The 16,564-nt window shown below is 63.2% G+C and carries 16 protein-coding genes and 1 other annotated feature; of the genes, 9 read left to right on the top strand and 7 right to left on the bottom strand.

Annotated elements, in window-relative coordinates; genetic code table 11:
- Positions 1-111: 111 nt before the first annotated feature.
- From dusC to AB5Y64_RS01320, 4 genes are all read left to right on the top strand, one after another.
- Positions 112-1,056 (top strand): tRNA dihydrouridine(16) synthase DusC, encoded by a 945-nt coding sequence (gene dusC, locus AB5Y64_RS01335; protein WP_113978443.1) that lies wholly within the window; start codon positions 112-114, stop codon positions 1,054-1,056.
- A 56-nt stretch (positions 1,057-1,112) separates the two neighbouring features.
- Positions 1,113-1,940: an AraC family transcriptional regulator gene (locus tag AB5Y64_RS01330; RefSeq protein WP_113978445.1), complete on the top strand. Its 828-nt coding sequence runs from the start codon at positions 1,113-1,115 to the stop codon at positions 1,938-1,940.
- A 74-nt stretch (positions 1,941-2,014) separates the two neighbouring features.
- Positions 2,015-2,980, top strand: a complete 966-nt coding sequence (locus AB5Y64_RS01325; protein WP_113978446.1) for a DMT family transporter — start codon at positions 2,015-2,017, stop codon at positions 2,978-2,980.
- 81 nt (positions 2,981-3,061) lie between these two features.
- Positions 3,062-3,430, top strand: a complete 369-nt coding sequence (locus AB5Y64_RS01320) for a TraR/DksA family transcriptional regulator (protein ID WP_368203119.1) — start codon at positions 3,062-3,064, stop codon at positions 3,428-3,430.
- Between the two features lie 157 nt (positions 3,431-3,587).
- Here the strand turns inward: AB5Y64_RS01320 and rnd are convergent, their stop codons facing one another.
- The 7 genes from rnd to AB5Y64_RS01285 all read right to left on the bottom strand — a co-directional run bounded on the left by rnd (position 3,588) and on the right by AB5Y64_RS01285 (position 11,124).
- Positions 3,588-4,700, bottom strand: a complete 1,113-nt coding sequence (gene rnd / locus AB5Y64_RS01315) for a ribonuclease D (RefSeq protein ID WP_039039174.1) — start codon at positions 4,698-4,700, stop codon at positions 3,588-3,590.
- A 98-nt stretch (positions 4,701-4,798) separates the two neighbouring features.
- Positions 4,799-6,475 carry a long-chain-fatty-acid--CoA ligase FadD gene (gene fadD, locus AB5Y64_RS01310; RefSeq protein ID WP_010674700.1) on the bottom strand — a complete coding sequence of 559 codons (1,677 nt, stop codon included), beginning with the start codon at positions 6,473-6,475 and terminating at the stop codon, positions 4,799-4,801.
- A gap of 196 nt (positions 6,476-6,671) precedes the next feature.
- Positions 6,672-7,523, bottom strand: coding sequence for an alpha/beta fold hydrolase (locus AB5Y64_RS01305; protein ID WP_200164853.1), 852 nt, complete (start codon positions 7,521-7,523; stop codon positions 6,672-6,674).
- Between the two features lie 9 nt (positions 7,524-7,532).
- Positions 7,533-8,048, bottom strand: a complete 516-nt coding sequence (locus tag AB5Y64_RS01300) for a Slp family lipoprotein (protein WP_113978450.1) — start codon at positions 8,046-8,048, stop codon at positions 7,533-7,535.
- A gap of 50 nt (positions 8,049-8,098) precedes the next feature.
- Entirely contained in the window at positions 8,099-8,800 is a 702-nt protein-coding gene (gene tsaB / locus AB5Y64_RS01295) for a tRNA (adenosine(37)-N6)-threonylcarbamoyltransferase complex dimerization subunit type 1 TsaB (RefSeq protein WP_161469920.1), read from the bottom strand.
- Positions 8,801-8,897: 97 nt separating this feature from the next.
- A complete protein-coding gene (locus AB5Y64_RS01290; protein WP_114522874.1) occupies positions 8,898-10,817 on the bottom strand; it encodes an ATP-dependent DNA helicase in 1,920 nt (639 codons plus the stop codon).
- Between the two features lie 61 nt (positions 10,818-10,878).
- Positions 10,879-11,124 carry a hypothetical protein gene (locus tag AB5Y64_RS01285; protein WP_010674695.1) on the bottom strand — a complete coding sequence of 82 codons (246 nt, stop codon included), beginning with the start codon at positions 11,122-11,124 and terminating at the stop codon, positions 10,879-10,881.
- A 190-nt stretch (positions 11,125-11,314) separates the two neighbouring features.
- Positions 11,315-11,439 (top strand) — a sequence feature (His leader region).
- Positions 11,440-11,467: 28 nt separating this feature from the next.
- On the opposite strand from AB5Y64_RS01285, the gene hisG reads away from it, so the two are divergent.
- The 5 genes from hisG to hisH are packed head-to-tail and all read left to right on the top strand — an operon-like array spanning position 11,468 to position 16,564.
- Positions 11,468-12,364, top strand: coding sequence for an ATP phosphoribosyltransferase (gene hisG / locus AB5Y64_RS01280; protein ID WP_010674694.1), 897 nt, complete (start codon positions 11,468-11,470; stop codon positions 12,362-12,364).
- Between the two features lie 31 nt (positions 12,365-12,395).
- Entirely contained in the window at positions 12,396-13,721 is a 1,326-nt protein-coding gene (gene hisD / locus AB5Y64_RS01275) for a histidinol dehydrogenase (protein ID WP_171865385.1), read from the top strand.
- The gene (gene hisC / locus AB5Y64_RS01270; protein WP_171865386.1) at positions 13,718-14,788 is read left to right on the top strand and encodes a histidinol-phosphate transaminase; all 1,071 of its coding nucleotides are present in this window, start codon (positions 13,718-13,720) and stop codon (positions 14,786-14,788) included. Before hisD ends, hisC begins: the two co-directional genes overlap by 4 nt.
- A 19-nt stretch (positions 14,789-14,807) precedes the next feature.
- Positions 14,808-15,941 carry a bifunctional histidinol-phosphatase/imidazoleglycerol-phosphate dehydratase HisB gene (gene hisB, locus AB5Y64_RS01265; protein WP_042017604.1) on the top strand — a complete coding sequence of 378 codons (1,134 nt, stop codon included), beginning with the start codon at positions 14,808-14,810 and terminating at the stop codon, positions 15,939-15,941.
- Positions 15,941-16,564, top strand: a complete 624-nt coding sequence (hisH, locus tag AB5Y64_RS01260; protein ID WP_323897154.1) for an imidazole glycerol phosphate synthase subunit HisH — start codon at positions 15,941-15,943, stop codon at positions 16,562-16,564. Before hisB ends, hisH begins: the two co-directional genes overlap by 1 nt.

Here is a 16,564-nt window from a genome sequence, read left to right as displayed (position 1 = left end):
CCCAGTCGGCGGCCGTCGATTGGGGTCATCGAGTGGGCAGACGGCTGACAATCCCGGCCATTGCCACTACAATCTGCGCTCTTTTTTCTCCCCTTGTCTTCGGAAGCAGCTATGCGCGTTATTTTGGCCCCCATGCAGGGGGTGCTGGATCACCTGATGCGGGAGGTCCTCACCTCCGTCAATGATTACGACCTCTGCGTCAGTGAATTCATCCGGGTGGTCGATCAACTGCTGCCCGCCAAGGTCTTCCATCGCCTCTGCCCCGAGCTGAAACAGGATGGCAAGACCCGTGCGGGGACCCCGGTACGGGTGCAACTGCTGGGACAACATCCGGAGTGGCTGGCAGAAAATGCCATACGGGCCATCGAGCTCGGCTCTCCCGGGGTCGATCTCAACTTCGGCTGCCCTGCCCCCACGGTCAACAAGAGCAAGGGGGGCGCCGTGCTGCTCAAGGAGCCCGAGACCATCTATCGCATCGTCAAGGCGGTGCGGGAGGCCGTGCCTGCCCACCTGCCGGTGAGCGCCAAGATCCGTCTGGGATACGATGACAAGGATCTCTATCTGGACAACGCCCAGGCCGTCTATCAGGGGGGGGCCAACGAGCTGGCGGTGCATGCCCGCACCAAGCGCGAAGGCTACAAGGCGCCGGCACACTGGGAGTACGTGGACGCCATCCGCCGCGCCCTGCCCATCCCCGTCACCGCCAACGGCGAGATCTGGAACCATGCCGATGCCCTGACCTGTGCCCGGGTGTCCGGTTGCGATGCCCTCATGGTGGGCCGGGGCGCCATCTCCCTGCCCAACCTGGCCAACGTGATGAAGACGGGGTGTGCCCACATGAGCTGGGCCGAGGTACTGCAACTGATGGTGACCTACACCGAGCAGGATCTGGCGAGCGACAAGGCCGACTACTACCCGAGCCGCATCAAGCAGTGGTTCTCCTACATAGTGCGGGAATACCCCCAGGCCGACGAGCTGTTTCGCCGTATCCGCACCATCAAGACCGCAGAGGAGATCCGCACCGCCCTCGAGCGCGAGTGCGCCTCACAGGCCTAGACTTGGCCGCCACCCCGCGGCGCCCTATGATGAAGGCTCATTGACAGGAGGTCAGGATGCAGGGAGTACCGGTCAACTTTACCCATCAGCACGACAGGGCCGATTTTCGCGCCCTGCCGGGGCAGCCTGCGACCGAGCTCTATCGCGCCCACATCCAGCACCACATCTTCGATCCCCATAGTCACGAGGGGTTTGGCCTCGGTGTCATCGAGTGCGGTGCCGAGCGCTTTCGCTATCGCGGCAGCCAGCTCCTGGCCGGTCCCGGCAGCCTGGTGCTGATGAACCCCGATGAGCTGCACACGGGCGAGTCAGCCTGCGAGCAAGGGTGGCGCTATCGCATGCTCTACCTGCCCGCCGATCGGCTCGAGGCCATCAGCGGCGAGCGCGACTGGCATTTCACCGATGCCGTGCGAAGCGATCCGCGCACTGCCCCCGTCCTGCAGGCGGCCCTGGATGCCCTCTGGCACTGTGACAGCGAGCTCGCCGCCGACGGCCTGCTGCTAAGGGTGTGCGAGACCCTGCGCCCCCATGCCCGGGCCCTGGCGGCCCCGCGCGAAGCGGCCCACCCTCTGGGCCGCGCCATCGACTATATGCAGGCCTGTTTCGCCCGCCCCATTACCCTGGCCGAGCTGGCCGGTGCAGTGAATCTCAGCCCCTACCACTTCCAGCGCAGCTTCAAGGCCCGCTTTCACGTCACCCCCCAGCAGATGTTGATGGCCATCCGCCTGCAGCGCGCCAAGGGGTGGCTGGCCGCAGGCCTGCCTGCTGCCGAGGTGGCCGCCACCTGTGGTCTGGCCGATCAATCCCACCTCAACCGTGCCTTCCTGCGCCGCTATGGCACCACCCCGGTCCGCTACCAGAAACAGGTGCAGGCTGGCCGCTAAAGCGCAATCTGGTTCAATACGCCCCCCTTCCCCCCTGCTAGGCTGGCCTCCTTCTTCTTTACCGGATATGAAACATGTTGATCGGAGTCCTGTTTGCCCTGCTGGCCGGCCTGATGTGGGGGCTCATCTTCGTCGCCCCCCTCTTGGTGGACGGCTACCCCCCCGCCCTGCTCGCGAGCGGCCGCTACCTCGCCTTCGGCCTCATCGTGCTGCCGCTCGCCTGGCAGGCCCGCAAACACCTGGCGGCCCTCTCGGCCAGCGACTGGCGAGAGGCCCTCGCCCTTACTCTGGTGGGGAACCTCCTCTACTACTTCTGCCTGTCGGGGGCCATCTTGCGCATCGGCTCGCCCCTGGCGGCCATGTTTATCGGCACCCTGCCGGTGGTGACGGCCCTGGCCGCCAACCGCCTCTATGGCGCACGGGACGGTCGCCTCTCCCGCACCCGGCTCTACCCGTCCCTGGTGCTGATGGGGGCCGGCCTCTATCTGGTCAACAGCGCCGAGCTGATCTGGCACACCGAGGCGCGCACCGAACAACTGCTTGGGCTCGCCCTGGCGGTGGGCGCCGTGCTGTGCTGGACCTGGTATCCCCTGCGCAACGCCCGCTGGCTGCGCGAGCACCCGGGCCGCAGTCCGGCCGTCTGGGCCACCGCCCAGGGGCTGGTGACCCTACCGGTAGCGCTCATTGCCTATCTCGGCAGCCTCGGCCATCTTGCCCTGAGCGCACCGGACTTTCCCCTGCCCTTCGGGCCGACGCCCCTGCGCTTCGTGCTGCTGATGGGGGCGGTGGGGCTCTTCTGCTCCTGGCTCGGCACCCTGTGCTGGAACGAAGCGAGCCAGCGCCTGCCGACCGTGCTGGTCGGGCCGCTCATTGTGTTCGAGACTCTTTCGGGGCTCTTGCACGCCTTTATGCTGCGCGGGATCATGCCCCCCATGAGTACCCTGGTGGGTGTCGTCTGTCTGGTGGCGGGGGTGCTCTACGTCATCACCGGCAAGCCGCAACCGCAGCCGGAAAAACGCGCCAAAGCACGGTTAACTTGACTCATGTCATCTTGATAAACTGCATCTTTCCCTATACTGGCCGGGTTTTATGACTCGTCTTTGGGGGCTGCAGTGTGTGAAGTGACGCAAGCCCGGTTGGCCGAATGGCATGAGCGCCTTCTGACCGACTGGGCGCAAACAAGAGAGGAGCTGATCCGTCAGCTCAAGGCCTGTCGACAAGATGACTGGGCACAGAAGGTGGAGCGCTGCGAGCGAGATCAACTGGTTGATCTGACCAGCCGTCTCGATCTGCCCGGGGTGGAACACAGCGTGGCACGCCTCAAGCGGCTCGACGCGGCGCTCTGCCAGATGGATCTGGGGCTCTATGGCTTCTGCTCCGATTGTGAGGAGCCGCTGCTCCCTGAACAGCTGGAACAGGATCCGACCCTGCAACGCTGCCCGCGCTGCGAGGCCCGCTACCGCAAGGGGTTCCACGCTCACGAACTCTGATGGGGGCACCCTTTGTGCCCGCCATTTTCCTCCTCCCCCCCTTCTCGCTTCCCAACATGACCAACCCCCTGGCGCGACGATCCCGGCAACCCCGGGGGCAGCCGCACAGGCATGAAAAAGGGGAGTCATGGACTCCCCTTCTCGTACTGCGTACTCGTCACTGGGCCAGCAGGTGGCCTACCAGCTCATGACGCCACCCTTGCAGCAGCATGGGCTTGTCAGCCCTGGCCCGCTCCTCGGCACTCATGCGCCAGCTCCAGGTGAAGTACTGGTGGATGATCTTCTTGCTCGCCACCAGCTCCGGCGGAATGTTGCTGGCCTTGGCCTTCTCCTCCACCATGGCCTTGATGCGCTTGAGCTCGGCCTTGTACTGGGGGAAGTCCACCAGACGGCGGATGGGATCGGGCCAGCTAGCAGGGTCGCTCTGCTGGGCGGCGGCGACGATGTCCAGCATCCGCTTGCCGTGGATCTTGATCTCGATGGGCGAGAGGCCCAGCTCGTTGAGATCCCGCAGCGAAGCGGGACGACGCTCCGCCACCTTGAACAGGTGCAGCTCTTTGACCACGAAGTTGAGGGCGAGATCCCGGCGTACCGCTTCCTGCTGGCGCCAGGCGGCCAGCTCGCGCAGGATGGCCAGCTCACGGCGACCCAGTTGCCAGGCGTTGACTATCTCGAGGTAGGCCTGACGGGGATCGCTGCCCTGGGTCTTGCGGGCGGAGTGGTTCTGGCACTCCTGTTCGAACCAGGGGAACTTGCCGCTCTCGCGCAGTCTGGCCATCACCTTCTCGTAGAGGGGCATGAGGTAGAAGACATCCGCCGCGGCATATTCCAGCTGACGAGGGGTAAGGGGGCGCGCCAGCCAGTCGGTACGGGCCTGATCCTTCTCAAGCTCGACCCCGAGGAATTCGTTGACCAAGGCGCCAAACCCCACCGACACACCATGACCCAGGAAGGCTGCCGCCAGCTGGGTATCGTGCATCTGGTTGGGCAGGTGACCCGCCTGATGCTGGATAAGTTCCAGATCCTCACCGGAGGCGTGCAGGATGGCAATCTGTCCGGCCCGACCGAGGCGCTGCCACAAACCGGAGAGATCCAGGGTCAGGGGATCGAGCAGGGCAAGCTGCTTGCCATCGTAGATCTGGAACAGACCGAGCTGGGGATAGTAGGTACGGGTGCGAACGAATTCGGTATCGATGGCCAGGGGAACGTCGGCCAGAGAAGCGAGATACTGATCCAGTTCGGCTTGCTGTGAAATGAGTTGATATTGCATCGTTGCCTGCACGTTGGTCGGATCCAGAAAGAAAAAACCGTGGATGTCCCACGGTTTTGCATAACGACAGCGCTGGACTGCAAAGCAGTGCATGCCGGTTACTGCTTGGCAATCTCCTCGTCGCGCAACACGCGGCGCAGGATCTTGCCCACGTTGGTCTTGGGAAGTTCGTCGCGAAATTCTACCAGTTTCGGCACCTTATAGGCAGTCAGATGTTTGCGGCAGTGGGCAATTATCTCCTCTTCCGCCAGCTTTGCATCTTTCTTGACCACGAAGATCTTCACCTGCTCGCCGGACACCGGGTTGGGTACGCCGACGGCGGCCACCTCCAGCACCTTGGGATGCAGGGCCACCACGTCTTCTATCTCGTTCGGGTAGACGTTGAAGCCGGAGACCAGGATCATGTCCTTCTTGCGATCGACGATCTTGAAGAAACCCTGCTCGTCGCATACCGCAATGTCGCCGGTGCAGAGCCAGCCATCCTGCATCACCTCGGCGGTCGCCTCCGGGCGCTGCCAGTAGCCGGTCATCACCTGAGGACCGCGCACCTGCATCTCGCCGGGGGCACCCCGTTCGGTGACCTGGTTCCCCTCGTCATCCACCAGACGGATCTCGGTGGAACAGACCGGCAGACCGATGGAGCCGTTGTAATCCACCAGATCATAGGGGCAGACGCTCACCAGGGGCGAGCACTCGGTCAGGCCATAGCCCTCCAGCAGCGGGGTGCCGGTCAGCCCCTTCCACTGCTCGGCCACCGCCCGTTGCACCGCCATGCCGCCACCGATGGTGAGCTTGAGCTTGGCAAAATCCATGCCCTTGAACTCGTCGTTGTTGACCAGGGCGTTGAACAGGGTATTGACCCCGGTGATGCAGGTGAAAGGATACTTCTTGATCTCTTTGACAAAGCCCGGGATGTCGCGGGGGTTGCTGATGAGCAGGTTGTAGCCCCCCAGACGCATGAACAGCAGGCAGTTCACTGTCAGGGCGAAGACGTGATAGAGCGGCAGCGCCGTGACCACAAACTCCTTGCCGCGCTCCAGCACGGGGCCATAGACACCGAGGCACTGCTCGACGTTGGCGATCATGTTGCGATGAGTCAGCATGGCCCCCTTGGAGAGGCCGGTGGTCCCGCCGGTGTATTGCAGGAAGGCGATGTCCTGGTTGCTGATCTCGGGTTTGATGTACTGCAGGTAGCGCCCCTTGGCGAGGGCCTGGCGCATGGTGCTGGCATGGGGCAAGTTGTACTTGGGCACCAGCTTCTTGACGTATTTGACCACGAAGTTGACCAGGGTCCCCTTGGCCAGCCCCAGGTTGTCCCCCATCCGGGTCAGGATCACATGCTTGACCGGGGTGTCATACACCACTTTTTCCAGGGTGTGGGCAAAGTTGGAGACGATGACGATGGCCTTGGCGCCGGAGTCTTTCAACTGATGCTCCAGCTCGCGCGGGGTATAGAGGGGGTTGACGTTCACCACCGTCATGCCGGCCCGCAGGATGCCGAATACCGCGATGGGGTATTGCAGCAGGTTCGGCATCATCACGGCCACCCTGTCCCCCTTGCCGAGCTTCAGCTCGTTTTGCAGGTAGGCGGCGAAGGCTCGGGACTGCTCCTCCAGCCGGCGGTAGGTAATGGTCTGCCCCATGTTGACGAAGGCGGGTTGATCGGCGAACTGGTTCACCGACTCTTCAAACATCTCGACCAGAGAGCCGTATTGGTCTGGATTGATCTCGGCGGGCACCCCTTCTGGATAACGCTTCAGCCAGACTCTTTCCACGAACTTCTCCTGCATAACTCGCACCTGTGCGCTCACTGTGTTGCCTCCGTCCCTGTCACATCCATTTCAATCAATTGTTTTAAGTTCATGCTCTAATGCCGCACATATTTACATAAGGCAACATCAATTAACAGTGAATTAACAACGGGAAGTGTGAGGGAGAAAGCAAACCTGACATGATTCAAAGCCGCCGATCCTACCGGATTTCAGCGAAGTTTTCGATATAAACGGCGGTTTCTGATGAATTTTCCATATGAAAATGATGGCCTCCTGCCACTGTCACCCGTTCAATGTGGCCAAAGACCGCCTCCCGCAACTGCCACTGTGCCAGGAGCCCGGGGAAGCCCTGCTCTCCCCGGATAAAGAGCACCGGACAGACGATGGCCCGGATCAGGGCCTGGGCCTGCCCCTCGCTCATGCGCAGGGGCGAGAGATCGCGAAGACGGGGATCACTGCGCCAATACCAGCGCCCTGCCCGCGCCTCCAGTTGTCGCTCGCAGATAAGGCGTGCCGCACTCGGGGGGATGTCCGCCACCTTGCAGCGGGCAGCCACCGCCTCCTCGAGGGTGGCAAATCCACTGGTTGCACGCTCACGGGTACGAGTGCGGTTGAGGATGGCGCGGCGCAGCTGCCCCGGTACCTCCTCGTCGGGCTGGCTCAAGGGGCCGAGCCCCTCCAGCAGAATGAGCCGCTCGATTTGTTCGGGAAAAACGCCGGCATAGGCAGAGGCAATCAGCGCCCCTAGGGAGTGACCAAGCAGGATGAAACGCTGCCAGCCCGCGGCCTGGGTGATCTGGTAGAGATCATCCAGCCAGTCCACGAAGACATAGGGAGTCGACTTGTGATCGGAGTGACCATGGCCCGGCAGATCGACGCAGACCAGATGAAACGCTCCCAGCCAGGGGGCCAGAGGCAAAAAGCTGGCACCGTTGTCGAGCCAGCCATGGAGGGCCACCAGCAGCGGTCTGCCCTCCTGACCATTGTCCAGCAGGGCGATGTGCCGCCCGTCCGCCAGGCGCAGCCTGCGCTCCTGCAATGTCGCCGTCATCCGGGCTCCTCAGCGGCGCAGGGGCCGTCTGGGCCAGAAGGGATCATAGAAAGGATCGTAAAAGTAGGGATCCATGTAGCGGATCTCCACCTCCTTCACCGGTGGCCACAGCTTGCTCCCCGTCACCTTGAGTACCGAGAAGCGATACTTGTGCTCGCCAATCTGGCTGTCCACCGGCTTGTCGAGGGTGCCGAGCACCGTCAGGCTGCGACCCTTGGCATAGAGGGTCGGGTCGACAAACCCCTGCATGATGGCGAGAAAACGACCTGGGCTCTGCTCGGTCTGCTCCGGCACCCCGTTGGACTTGAGGGGCAGATAGACCACCTCGATGACACTCTGATCCGCCTTGTTGTGGACCGCCGAGATGACACCGCTCCAGCGGGCCGGCTTGCTTTCCATCCCCTGCAGGGCGGGTTGATAGGCCACTAGCTGATCCGCAGGCTCATAGGCAAGCTCTTTGGGCACCGTGCTGCAACCGCCCAGCAGCAGCCCCACCAATCCCAGCATGATCACGGATTTTCTCATTCGTCTCTCCTTCATCGTCCGACAAAGCAGCCCGGGGCAGCTGTTGCCGCCTATTCGCGACCCGGCAGTTTCTTCCAGGTCACCTTGTCACGCAGATAGACAGGGGTGGCCTGCTCTACCGGCACCGCCTCACCCGCAAGCCAGGCCTGGCGTGCCAGAGGCAGCATGTCGGCGGCCGCCGGGAAACGCACCTGGCTTGGGGTCAGCACATCTGCCAGGCCGTCCAGAGTCTCGCCATAGGTTTCAAAACCGGTGCCAACGCAGCTCACCGCGCCAGTCAGCTTGTCACGGGCCTGCACCAGTGCGGCTGGCTCGCTCACCACCTCCTCGCCCACCAGCGTCATCACCCCGTCCACCAAGGCGTAGTGGCCGAAATAGACCTCGTCCATGCGCGCATCGATGGCGGCAAGCACCTGCTCGGCCCCTTCCAGCTTATGGGCCCCCTGGGCCATGGCCGCCAGGGTGGAGACACCGATCATCGGCACGCCGGCACCAAAGGCGAGCCCCTGGGCCACGCTGATCCCGATCCGTACCCCGGTGAAGGAGCCAGGCCCACGACCGAAGGCGATGGCGTCGAGCTCATCCAACGATAGACCGGCTTCATCCAACAGAGCCTGAACCATGGGCAGGATCTTGCGGGTATGGTCACGGGGCGCCTCTTCCCAGCGGGAAAAGAGGGTATCGCCCACCAAGAGGGCTGCGGAGCAGGCTTCGGTGGCGGTATCCACGGCCAGGATCTTCAACTCATCCATTCTTTTTATTCTCTTCACATCAGTCAGTTAAATCGTCAGCATGGCCAAGGCCTGCCGTCATGCATGGCCGGGGGCAATCAGCCCCGGCGCGGCGGACTCACTCCCGTGGTCCGAAAAATTCTCCCAGGGTCGCCAGCTCCCGGGTCCGTGGAATGGCAGGCAGGCTCTTGATGAAGGTGGCGCCATAGGGCTTGTTGACCACCCGAGGATCACAAATAACCAGTACGCCGTGATCACTGCGATCACGGATGAGCCGCCCCACCCCCTGCTTGAGGGCAATCACCGCCTTGGGCAACTGCAGCTCGGCAAAGGGATCCCCCCCCTTGAGCTTGCAATCCTCCACCCGTGCCTTGAGCTGGGGATCGTCCGGGCTCGCAAAGGGCAGCTTGTCGATGATAACACAGGACAATGCCGCCCCCCGCACGTCTATCCCCTCCCAGAAACTGCTGGTGGCTACCAGCACGGCCCGACCGTTCTCCACGAAGGTCTTGAGCAGCCGCTGCTTGTTGTCTTCCCCTTGCAGCAGGACGGTGCGGCCGATTTCCCGGCGCAGCACCTCAGCCACCTGGCGCATCACCTGATGGCTGGTGCAGAGGAAAAAACATCCCCCCGGCGTCTTGTTGATGAGGGGGATCATCAGGGTCGCCAGCTGCTCCCCGCGCCCGAAGGCATTGGGCTCTGGCAAGAAACGGGGTACGCACAGGCGCGCCTGCTCGGCGTAATCGAACGGACTGTCGAGAATGAGTTCGGCGCTGCCGGCCAGCCCCATCTCGGCGACGAAGTGGGCGAAGCGATTGTCCACCGTCAAGGTGGCCGAGGTGAAGACCCAGGCCACCTCGGGGCGCTGCACCTCGGCACCGAAGCGCTCGGCGACCGACAGCGGCGTCAGATTGAGGGTAAAGTGCAGACGCGAACAGTCATACCAGTAGGAGAAACCGGTCTGGTTGACCGCCAGCACCTCCCCAAGGCGAGTACGCAGCTCGCTGATGCGCTCGAAACAGTGATCCAGCTGCTCGCCACGCCCGAGCGCCAGTTTCAGCACCTCGTAGCAGAGCCCGAGCGCGTCGTTGAGGCGAGCCAGCGCCTGGGCCCAGAGCGGCTGGCGCAGCAGGTCTCGGGTGTTGCCGCGCCCCCCCTCCACGCCGAAGGCCAGACGCAGATCCTGGCTGGCGATGGCGAGCCGGTCCGCCGCCTTGCCGAGCTGGGCCATGTCGTGAGCCTCGGCCCGATAAGCCAACTGGATGTCCTGGGCCAGATCCTGGATGGTGCGGCTGCCCACGGACTTGCCGAAGTAGTGGCTGGCGATCTCGGGCAGTTGGTGCGCCTCGTCGAACACATAGACCTGCGCCTCGGGCACCAGCTCGCCAAAGCCGGTGTCTTTCACCGCCATGTCGGCGAAAAAGAGGTGATGGTTGATCACCACCACCTGGGCCTCCATGGCGCGGCGGCGGGCCACCACCAGGTGGCAGTCGTCATAGTAGGGACAGTCGCGGCCCAGGCAGTTCTCGTTGGTGCTGGTGACATGGGGGAGGATCTCGGCATTCTCCTGCAGCCCCGGAATGTCCCCCACATCGCCATTGTCCGTGGTGGTGGACCAGGACTTCACCTTGACCAGATCATTGAGCACGTCGGGCTTTTGCAGGTGGGATTCGGCGAGCAGGCGGTTCATTCGCTCGATGCACAGGTAGTTGCTGCGCCCCTTGAGCAGGGCCACAGGCCGCGTGTAGTCGAGCGCCCCCGTGATGGTGGGGAGATCCCGGTAGAAGAGCTGCTCCTGCAGGTTCTTGGAGCCCGTGCTGATGACGATCCGCTTGCCGGACTCCAGCGCCGGCACCAGGTAGGCGTAGGTCTTGCCGGTGCCCGTGCCCGCCTCCACCAGCAGGCGATCGCCGTGCCGGATGGCGCGCGCCACCGCCTCGGCCATCTCCAGTTGCGGCGCGCGGGCCTTGAAGCCCTCGATGTGGCGGGCCAGGGGGCCGTCTGGCTTGAACAGGGTCTGGATGATGGTCAAAGGCATGTCCCGCTGCAAAAGCGGGCATTATGCCAAAAGCGCGGAAAAAGCGGGACTGATAATGCGTTCAGACGAAGAGATCAATCCGGTGGTCCGGATCCGGTTTGTGATCATCATCCTGCACCGCTGGTTGATCAGGCTTTGGCGGCTGCTCTCTCTGCTGGTGATGCTGGCCACCGCCGCCATTGTCGGTGCCTATCTTGCGCAGCTGATGTTTCTGGCTGATCTGGGTCACCTCCCGCTTGATGTCATCCGGGCTCGGTGTCGAGGGTGCTCGGGGCAGGATGGGAAATAGCAGGTCCTGGCTGGGCATGATGTCGCCTCCTTTGGCATCTCATTGTCTAGTTATCGACCGGAAAACCGTTTTCTCAACTTTAATCGTCCGGATCACATTTTTCGGTTGCATTTTCTGTCAAGGCAGGTAGTTTAAACCGGGCGTCAACAACGGCATCTGATTTGTAAAGGATTGATTACATCATGAAGTTCACCACCCTGAAGACTCATCATCACCATCATCATCCCGAATAGTCTTTCAGGAGGTTGACTGCTGGAAGACACTTAACTGGTGACTTCCAAAAGGACCGCAAGATTCATAAACCCTCGGAAGCACATACTTCCGAGGGTTTTTTCGTTTTTGACTAGAAGGAAATCGAGCAATGGAAACACAACGTCTGCGCATCGCCATGCAAAAATCCGGTCGTCTGAGCCAGGATTCCCAGGCCCTCTTCAAGAGCTGCGGCCTCAAGATCAACCTGCGGGAACAGCGCCTCATCGCCCATGTCGAGAACATGCCCATCGACATTCTGCGAGTGCGTGATGACGACATCCCGGGTCTGGTGATGGAAGGGGTGGTCGATCTTGGCATCATCGGCGAGAACGTTCTCGAAGAGGTGCAGCTCATCCGCGCAGCCCAGGGGCAGCCCTTTGCGGTGAAGACCCTCAAACAGCTCGACTTCGGCGGCTGCCGCCTCTCTCTGGCGGTGCCGGACGATGTCAACTACACAGGACCCGAGAGCCTGGCCGGCAAGCGCATCGCCACCTCCTACCCCGGTCTGCTCAAGCGCTTCTTCGACGAGAAGGGCCTGGGCTTCAAGAGCGTGATGCTGGGCGGCTCGGTGGAAGTGGCCCCCCGCGCGGGTCTGGCCGATGCCATCTGCGATCTGGTCTCCACCGGCGCAACCCTGGAAGCCAACGGCCTGAAAGAGGTCGAGGTGATCTACCGCTCCAAGGCCGTGCTGGTGCAGGCCCCCAACCCCCTGAACGATGCCAAGCAGAAGCTCATTGACAAGCTGCTGCCCCGCATCCAGGGGATGCAACAGGCGCGCGAAAGCAAATACATCATGCTGCACGCCCCCAAAGACAAGCTCGATGCCATCACCGATCTGCTGCCGGGGGCGGAGCGTCCCACCATCATGCAGCTCGCCGGTGACACCAACCAGGTGGCCCTGCACGTCGTCTCCAGCGAAACCCTGTTCTGGGAGACCATGGAACAGCTCAAGGCCCTGGGTGCCAGCTCCATCCTGGTGCTGCCCATTGAAAAGATGATGGAATAAGCCGAGAGAGATGGAATAAGGAAGACACATCATGCAGACCCTGATCTGGAAGACCCTCTCCCCCGCCCGGCAAGCCGAGGTCCTGACCCGGCCCGCCCTTGGCGACGAAGCCGACATCGGTACCGTGGTGCGAGACATCATTGCCGCGGTACGCAGCCGGGGCGATGAGGCCCTGCGCGAGCTGAGCCAGCGTTTCGAACGCGCGCCCCGCGAACAGCTTCGGGTGAGCGACGCGGAGGTGGATGCCGCCTGCACTCGACTCGGTGATGACATCAAGGGCGCCATCGAGGCCGCCATCGCCAATATCCGTACCTTCCACGCCGCCCAGGTGCAGCCCGTCGTGCGCGTCGAGACCCAGCCCGGGGTGCTGTGCGAGCTGCGCACCCAACCCATCAGCCGGGTCGGTCTCTATGTCCCGGGAGGCAGCGCGCCGCTCCCCTCCACCGTGATGATGCTGGCCATTCCGGCAAGCCTGGCCGGTTGCCGTGAGGTGGTGCTCTGCACCCCGTCTCCGGCGAGCGACGAGATCCTGTTTGCCGCCCGCGCCTGTGGCGTTCGCCAGGTGTTCGCCATCGGCGGCGCCCAGGCCATCGCGGCCATGGCCTATGGCACGCAGACCATCCCCAAGGTGGACAAGATCTTCGGCCCGGGCAACGCCTATGTGACCGAAGCCAAGGGCCAGGTTTCCCGTGACTGGCGGGGCGCCGCCATCGACATGCCAGCCGGCCCCTCCGAGGTGCTGGTGATCGCAGACGAGAGCGCCAACCCGGCCTTCGTGGCATCGGATCTGCTCTCCCAGGCCGAGCACGGCCCCGACAGCCAGGTGGTGCTAGTCACCACCTCCGCTTCCCTGGCCGATGCCATCGGCAGCGAGCTCCAGGTGCAGCTCGCCGACCTCAGCCGCCGCGACATCGCCGAGCAAGCCCTGAAGGCAAGCCTGGTGATCCTCTGCGACAACCTGGAGGAGGCCTGCGCCATCTCCAACGCCTATGCCCCGGAACACCTCATCGTGCAGACCCGGGCCCCCCGGGATCTGCTGGACAAGCTCGAGAACGCGGGCTCCATCTTCCTCGGGGCATGGACACCGGAGTCGGTCGGTGATTACGCCAGCGGCACCAACCACACCCTGCCCACCTACGGCTATGCCCGCACCTGCTCGAGCCTGGGACTTGCCGACTATCAGCGCCGCTACACGGTTCAAGAGCTCACTGCAGACGGCATTCGCGGCCTTGGCCCCATCGTCCAGCGCATCGCCCAGGCCGAGGGGCTCGATGCCCACAAGCATGCCGTCACCCTCAGGTTGAACGCCCTGGCCGCCGAGCCCCAACAAACAGCACAGCAGAAGGATTTGTCATGAGCATCGTCAATCTGGCCCGTCGCGTCGTGCGGGCTCTCACTCCCTACCAGTCCGCGCGCCGCATCGGCGGCCAGGGCCACGTCTGGCTCAATGCCAACGAGGCCCCCCTGGCCTACCCCTTCACCGTCGAGGGGAGCCGTCTCAACCGCTATCCCGAGTGCCAGCCGGCCGAGGTGGTGAATGGCTATGCCGCCTACGCCGGGGTCAATCCGGATCAGGTGCTGGTGAGCCGCGGCGCCGACGAGGCCATCGAGCTCTTGATCCGCACCTTCTGCGAGGCTGGGGAAGATCAGATCCTCATCTGCCCCCCCACCTACGGCATGTACGCCATCAGCGCCGAGACCTGTGGCGTGGGGATTGTCGAGCAGCCATTGACCGCCAGCCGTCAGCCGGACTGGCCCGCCATCGCCGATCGCCTCTCTGACGTGAAGCTGGTGTTCCTCTGCTCCCCCAACAATCCCACCGGGGATCTGGTGGGCCGCAAGGGACTCGTCGCCCTGCTGGAGAAGGCCCGGGACCGCGCCATCATCGTCGTGGACGAGGCCTACATCGAGTTCTGCCCGGAGGCCTCCGTGGTGGACCTGCTCGCCCAATACCCGAACCTGGTGGTGACCCGCACCCTCTCCAAGGCCTTCGCCCTGGCAGGGATCCGCTGCGGCTTTACCCTGGGGGATCCCGAGGTGATTGCCATGCTGGCCAAGGTGATCGCGCCCTACCCCATTCCCGACCCCATCGCCCAGATTGCCGCTCAGGCGCTCTCTCCCATGGGGCTGGAACTGATGCAGGAGCGGGTGCAGGAGCTCAACAAGCAAAAGGCGCTCATCAAGGCGGAGCTGCTTCGTCTGTCCTGCGTCAAGGAAGTGTTCGAGGACAAGGGCAACTTCGTGCTGGTGCGCTTCGTGGATGGCGCCGCCGTGTTCGCCGCCATGAAGGCCGCCGGCATCATCTTGCGTGATTTCTCCAGCAAGCCTGGCCTTGACAACAGCATCCGCATCACCATCGGCTATCAGGGCGAAATGGACGCCGTGCTGGCCGTGCTGCGTGACCTGCCCCCACCCTCTCTGTAAGACAAGCAAGGATGTAGCGATGAAAACCCCGTTTTTGTTTATCGACCGTGACGGCACCCTGATCGAGGAGCCGGTCACCGACAAGCAGGTGGACAGCCTTGCGAAGCTGCGCTTCGAGCCCATGGTGATACCTGTGCTGCGTGAGCTCCAGGCCGCCGGCTACGTGCTGGTGATGGTGACCAACCAGGATGGGCTCGGCACCGCCAGCCTGCCCCTTGAAAACTTCCAGCCGCCCCACGACCTGATGATGCACCTCTTCGAATCCCAGGGCGTCACCTGGGAGCAAGTGCTGATCTGTCCCCACTTCCCCACCGACGGTTGCAGCTGCCGCAAGCCTCACCTTGGGCTGGTGAAGGAGTATCTCGCCTCGGGCCGCATCGACTTTGCCAACTCCTTCGTGATTGGCGACAGACAGACCGACATCCAGCTTGCCGAGAACATGGGCATCCGCGGCATACGCTACCACCCGCAAGATCACGGCTGGACTGCCATTCGTGATCAGCTGCTCTCCAAGGGGCGCGTGGCCGAGGTGGAGCGCTACACCAAGGAGACCCGCATCCAGGTGGCGGTGGATCTCGACAAGAGCGGTGGCAACCAGATCGCCACCGGCATCGGATTCTTCGATCACATGCTGGATCAGATAGCGACCCACGCGGGCTTTCGCCTCAAGCTCAAAGTGAGCGGCGATCTGCATATCGACGATCACCACACGGTGGAAGATGTGGGATTGGCGCTGGGTCAAGCCCTGCGCCAGGCCCTTGGCAACAAGCGCGGCATCGGCCGCTTCGGCTTCGTGCTGGCGATGGACGAGGTGCAAGCGGTGATCGACGGGCGTCCCCGCCAGGAGGCTGACAACACCTCGCTGACCGAGCTGGACGTGGCCACGGCGCTGGATCTGAGCGGCCGTCCCTACTTCGTGTTCGACTGCCCGAGCGGCTTTGGTCGAGACAGCGTGGGAGAGATGGCCACCGAGATGGTGCCCCACTTCTTCCGCTCCCTCTCTGACGCCATGGCCATCACCTTGCAGATGAAGGTGGGCAGCGGCAACACCCACCATCAGGTGGAGGCGCTGTTCAAAGGCTTTGGCCGCGCTCTGCGCCAGGCCATTCGCGTGGAAGGGAGCGAGCTTCCCTCCAGCAAGGGGGTGCTGTGATGGGGAAACAGAACCTGGTCATCATCGACACCGGCTGCGCGAACCTCGCCTCGGTGCGCATGGCGTTCGAGCGCCTCGGCGTGCAGCCCAGGGTGAGCTGCAAGGCCGCCGACATCGAGCAGGCGGACAAGCTGATCCTGCCCGGCGTCGGCACCGCCATCGCCGCCATGAAGAACCTCAATGAGCGGGAACTGGTGCCCCTCATTCGCGCCGCCAAGCAGCCGCTGCTCGGTTTTTGCCTCGGCATGCAGATGCTGGCACAGGCCTCGGAAGAGAACATGAGCGCCGATGGCAGCGAAGGAGCGCTCATCGACTGCCTCGGCATCGTGCCTGGCAGGATCCGCCTGATGGAGGTGGGCAACCTGCGCCTGCCCCACATGGGCTGGAACCAGATTGAACACGACGAGACCCACCCGCTACTCAAAGGCATCCCCAGCGGCAGCTACTTCTACTTTGTCCACTCCTATGCGCTGGAGGTGACCGACGCGACCCTGGCGACCTGCGACTACGGCCTGCCCTTTACCGCCATCGTCGGGCGGGACAACTTCTTTGGCGCCCAATTCCACCCGGAGCGATCCGGCCAGGCCGGTGCCCGCCTACTGCAAAACTTTCTGGAGCTATGA

It is taken from the genome of Aeromonas sp. R5-1 (assembly GCF_040908265.1).
In the GTDB taxonomy this organism is placed as follows: Bacteria; Pseudomonadota; Gammaproteobacteria; order Enterobacterales; family Aeromonadaceae; genus Aeromonas; species Aeromonas caviae.
Note: the sequence above shows the minus strand (reverse complement) of the source record. Positions and strands in the feature narration are given on the sequence as shown.

What these genes read in the sequence shown, in the direction of transcription:
- dusC (WP_113978443.1), top strand. Translation starts at nt 112, where the DNA reads ATGCGCGTTATTTTGGCCCCCATGCAGGGGGTGCTGGATCACCTGATG.
- AB5Y64_RS01330 (WP_113978445.1), top strand. Translation starts at nt 1,113, where the DNA reads ATGCAGGGAGTACCGGTCAACTTTACCCATCAGCACGACAGGGCCGAT.
- AB5Y64_RS01325 (WP_113978446.1), top strand. Translation starts at nt 2,015, where the DNA reads ATGTTGATCGGAGTCCTGTTTGCCCTGCTGGCCGGCCTGATGTGGGGG.
- rnd (WP_039039174.1), bottom strand. Translation starts at nt 4,700, where the DNA reads ATGCAATATCAACTCATTTCACAGCAAGCCGAACTGGATCAGTATCTC.
- AB5Y64_RS01305 (WP_200164853.1), bottom strand. Translation starts at nt 7,523, where the DNA reads ATGACGGCGACATTGCAGGAGCGCAGGCTGCGCCTGGCGGACGGGCGG.
- AB5Y64_RS01300 (WP_113978450.1), bottom strand. Translation starts at nt 8,048, where the DNA reads ATGAGAAAATCCGTGATCATGCTGGGATTGGTGGGGCTGCTGCTGGGC.
- tsaB (WP_161469920.1), bottom strand. Translation starts at nt 8,800, where the DNA reads ATGGATGAGTTGAAGATCCTGGCCGTGGATACCGCCACCGAAGCCTGC.
- AB5Y64_RS01290 (WP_114522874.1), bottom strand. Translation starts at nt 10,817, where the DNA reads ATGCCTTTGACCATCATCCAGACCCTGTTCAAGCCAGACGGCCCCCTG.
- AB5Y64_RS01285 (WP_010674695.1), bottom strand. Translation starts at nt 11,124, where the DNA reads ATGCCCAGCCAGGACCTGCTATTTCCCATCCTGCCCCGAGCACCCTCG.
- hisG (WP_010674694.1), top strand. Translation starts at nt 11,468, where the DNA reads ATGGAAACACAACGTCTGCGCATCGCCATGCAAAAATCCGGTCGTCTG.
- hisD (WP_171865385.1), top strand. Translation starts at nt 12,396, where the DNA reads ATGCAGACCCTGATCTGGAAGACCCTCTCCCCCGCCCGGCAAGCCGAG.
- hisC (WP_171865386.1), top strand. Translation starts at nt 13,718, where the DNA reads ATGAGCATCGTCAATCTGGCCCGTCGCGTCGTGCGGGCTCTCACTCCC.
- hisB (WP_042017604.1), top strand. Translation starts at nt 14,808, where the DNA reads ATGAAAACCCCGTTTTTGTTTATCGACCGTGACGGCACCCTGATCGAG.
- hisH (WP_323897154.1), top strand. Translation starts at nt 15,941, where the DNA reads ATGGGGAAACAGAACCTGGTCATCATCGACACCGGCTGCGCGAACCTC.